Below are 3,054 nucleotides of genomic sequence, written 5' to 3' on the forward strand. Positions count from 1 at the left end.
CCCCCCACCGCACCACGACGCGTCGCGGCCGCCCCCGCCTCCACGTCTACGGCCGCACCGGCCAGCCCTGTCTCACCTGCGCCACCCCCGTCCGCGTCACCGCAGACACGTACGAAACCCCGGGCCGCGAGCGCCCGACCTACTGGTGTCCCACCTGCCAACGCGGCCCGGGACCGCGCGGGCCGCTTCCGGTTGGGGGCGTTCGGTGAAAACCCGGGACCGGCTCTGAACCCACCGGCCTTCGAGGCACAATGGCCGGTGATGACCCCGCCCGCCACATACGGCCCGTTCGCACATCTCACGACGCCGAACGCGGACTTCTACCGACAGGTGATGCGCGTCTTCCTCGTCGCCAAGGAGCGGTTCGCCGTACACCTGCGTCCGGAGGACGTCCAGCTCGCGCTGCCCGACGATTGGCAGCCGGGCACCGTGGACGAGGTCACCAGAGCCCTCGACAGCCTCGTCGGCTGGGGCAACCTGCGCGCCGACCCGGACACCGGGCGGGTCACCGCGGTCGAGGACTTCTACCGGAGGCGGTTCGTCTACCAGCTCACCCGGGCGGGCGAGGCGGCCGAGGAGGCCCTGGCCAGCTATGACGAGGCCCTGGGCAGGCGCGGCGCGCTCCAGGCGGTCGCCCTGCACGACATCATCACCCACCTGCGGGCGTTGCTCGCCCTGGCCGCCGAGCAGTCGCCCGACCCGGCCAAGACCCATCTCGCGCTCGATGCCCTGACCAGCCGCTTCTCCGCCCTGGCCGAGAACGCCCGCGCCTTCATGGGCTCCCTCCAGCGCACCATTGACCTGCACGAGGTCTCCGAAGCCGGCTTCCTCGCCTACAAGGACCAGCTCATCCAGTACCTGGAGCGGTTCATCCAGGACCTGATCACGCTCGGCGGGCGCATCGCCCAGCTCGTCGAGGAGTTGGAGGGCCGTGCCATCGGCTCGCTGCTGGCCGTCGCCGCGGCCCGGGAGGCGGCCGACGCGTCGCCCGAGGAGGCCGACCGCGCCGAGCGTGCCGCGCTCGAGCGCTGGACGGCGCGCTGGTCGGGCCTCGCCGCGTGGTTCGTCAGCCGGGAGGCGCACCCGGCACAGGCCCGGCTGCTGCGGGCCAGGGCGCTCGGCGCCATCCCCCAACTCCTCGCGGTCGTCCGGGTGCTCAACGAGCGGCGCGCCGGCCGTTCCGACCGCTCCGCCGACTTCAGGACACTCGCCCGCTGGTTCGCCGAGGCGCCCGACGACGCGTCCCGGCACCGACTGTGGCGCGCCGCGTTCGGGCTCTACTCCGCACGCCACCTCGCCGTCGACGCCGACACCCTCGCGGAGCGCGCGGCCCACCCGGTCGCGGCGGGCACCCCCTGGTCCCAGGCTCCTCCGCTCCGCGTCAGCCCCCAACTGCGGCGCACCGGCAGCTACGAGCGGCGCGGCCGGGCCCGCCGCGTCGAGGACCGCTCGACCGCCCGCCGCCGGCTCGCCGAACTGGCCGTCAAACAGAACGCGGAGACCACCGCCGCCCGGGCCCGCCTGGCCACGTCAGGGCCGGTCCGGCTCTCCGCGCTCGGCGAGCTCGACCCGCTCGCCTTCGGCCTCTTCCTCGGACTGCTCGGCGACGCGCTGGCCACCTGGCGCCCCGGCATGACCCACACCAGCGCGACCAGCAACGACGGCTCCATGGAGATACGCCTCACCGCCCTGCCCGGCGCCCCGCGCGCCGAGATCCACACCCCCTCGGGCGTCTTCCGCGGCCCCGACCACCTGGTGGAGATCGTCGACCTCACGGAACGCCTCACCGCACGACGCACGGCGGGAGGCGACGACCGGTGAGCACGCCCCTCGCCGAGGTGCTCGACGGGCAGCACGCCGCCGACCTGCGGAAGGCGGCCCGCGCCCTGCTCAGGGAGTCACTGCTCCTGGCGCGCGGCCCGCACGCCGACTCCTTCCGCCTCGTCCGCCGCCACGCCGCCGAACTGCGCGAGTGGTTCGACCGCAACACCGGCTGGTCCCTGCACGTCGACGGCGAGACCGCCCGGCTGCGCAGGACGCCCGGCACCCTCACCGACCCCACGCACCCCGCGCACGAGGCCGGCCGCGCCGCCGCCCCGTTCACCCGCCGCCGCTACGTCCTGCTCTGCCTCGCCCTCGCCGTCCTGGAGCGCGGGGAGGCGCAGACCGCGCTCGGCCGCCTCGCCGACCAGGTCGTCCTGGAGGCCGCCGCCCCCGAACTCGCCGCCGCCGGCATCCGGTTCACCCTCGACGAGCGCGACGAGCGCCTCGACCTGGCCGCCGTCGTCCGGCTGCTGATCCGGCTCGGCGTGCTCCGCCGGATCGCCGGCGACGAGGACGCCTACGTCTCCGGCGTCGGCGACGCCCTCTACGACGTCGAACGCCGCGTGCTCGCCGGGCTGCTCGCCACCCCCCGCGGACCGTCCCTCGTCCAGGCCACCGGATTCGAGGACCGGCTCGCCGAGATCACCGCCGAGACCGCCCTGGACAGCGACGAGTTGCGGTTCCGCGCCATCCGCCACACCCTCACCCGCCGGCTGCTCGACGATCCGGTGCTCTACTACGACGAGTTGACCGAGGCCGAGCGCGCCTACCTCACCCGGCAGCGCGGCTTCCTCACCGCCCGCGTCACCGAACTCACCGGGCTCGTCCCCGAGGTGCGCGCGGAAGGCATCGCCATGGTCGACCCGGACGACGACCTCACCGACCTCCGCATGCCCGAACAGGGCACCCGCGGCCACGCCACCCTGCTGCTCGCCGAACACCTCGCCGCCGCGGAAGGTCCCGTCACCATCGCCGCGTTGCGCCAGCGCGCCCGCGAACTGGCCGTCGAACACGCCGGGTTCTGGGCCAAGACCGCCAAGGAACCAGGCGCCGAGGAGTGGCTCGTCGCCCAGGCCGTCGACCGGCTCGTCGCCCTCGGCCTCGTCACGCTCCGCACGGGCGCGGTGGTGGCACGCCCCGCCCTCGCCCGGTACGCGGTCGGTGACCCCGTCGTCCGCGACCCCGCCGGAGACCCGCCGCGACCAGGAAGGACCCCCCGCCGATGACCGC

2 protein-coding genes and 1 pseudogene are annotated in these 3,054 nt (G+C 75.0%); all 3 read left to right on the forward strand.

Annotation, left to right across the window (positions count from 1 at the left end):
• A pseudogene (locus E1265_RS40090) lies at positions 1–209 on the forward strand (DNA glycosylase); the annotation flags it as partial.
• Positions 210–261: 52 nt separating this feature from the next.
• Positions 262–1,821 (forward strand): TIGR02677 family protein, encoded by a 1,560-nt coding sequence (locus E1265_RS35260; RefSeq protein ID WP_132935028.1) that lies wholly within the window; start codon positions 262–264, stop codon positions 1,819–1,821.
• Entirely contained in the window at positions 1,818–3,050 is a 1,233-nt protein-coding gene (locus E1265_RS35265; RefSeq protein ID WP_132935029.1) for a TIGR02678 family protein, read from the forward strand. The genes E1265_RS35260 and E1265_RS35265 overlap by 4 nt, the downstream gene beginning before the upstream one ends.
• The last annotated feature ends 4 nt before the right edge of the window (positions 3,051–3,054 follow it).

Source organism: Streptomyces sp. 8K308, from assembly GCF_004348315.1.
In the GTDB taxonomy this organism is placed as follows: Bacteria; Actinomycetota; Actinomycetes; order Streptomycetales; family Streptomycetaceae; genus Streptomyces.

Coding starts and splice junctions, on each gene's coding strand:
- E1265_RS35260 (WP_132935028.1), top strand. CDS start 262: ATGACCCCGCCCGCCACATACGGCCCGTTCGCACATCTCACGACGCCG.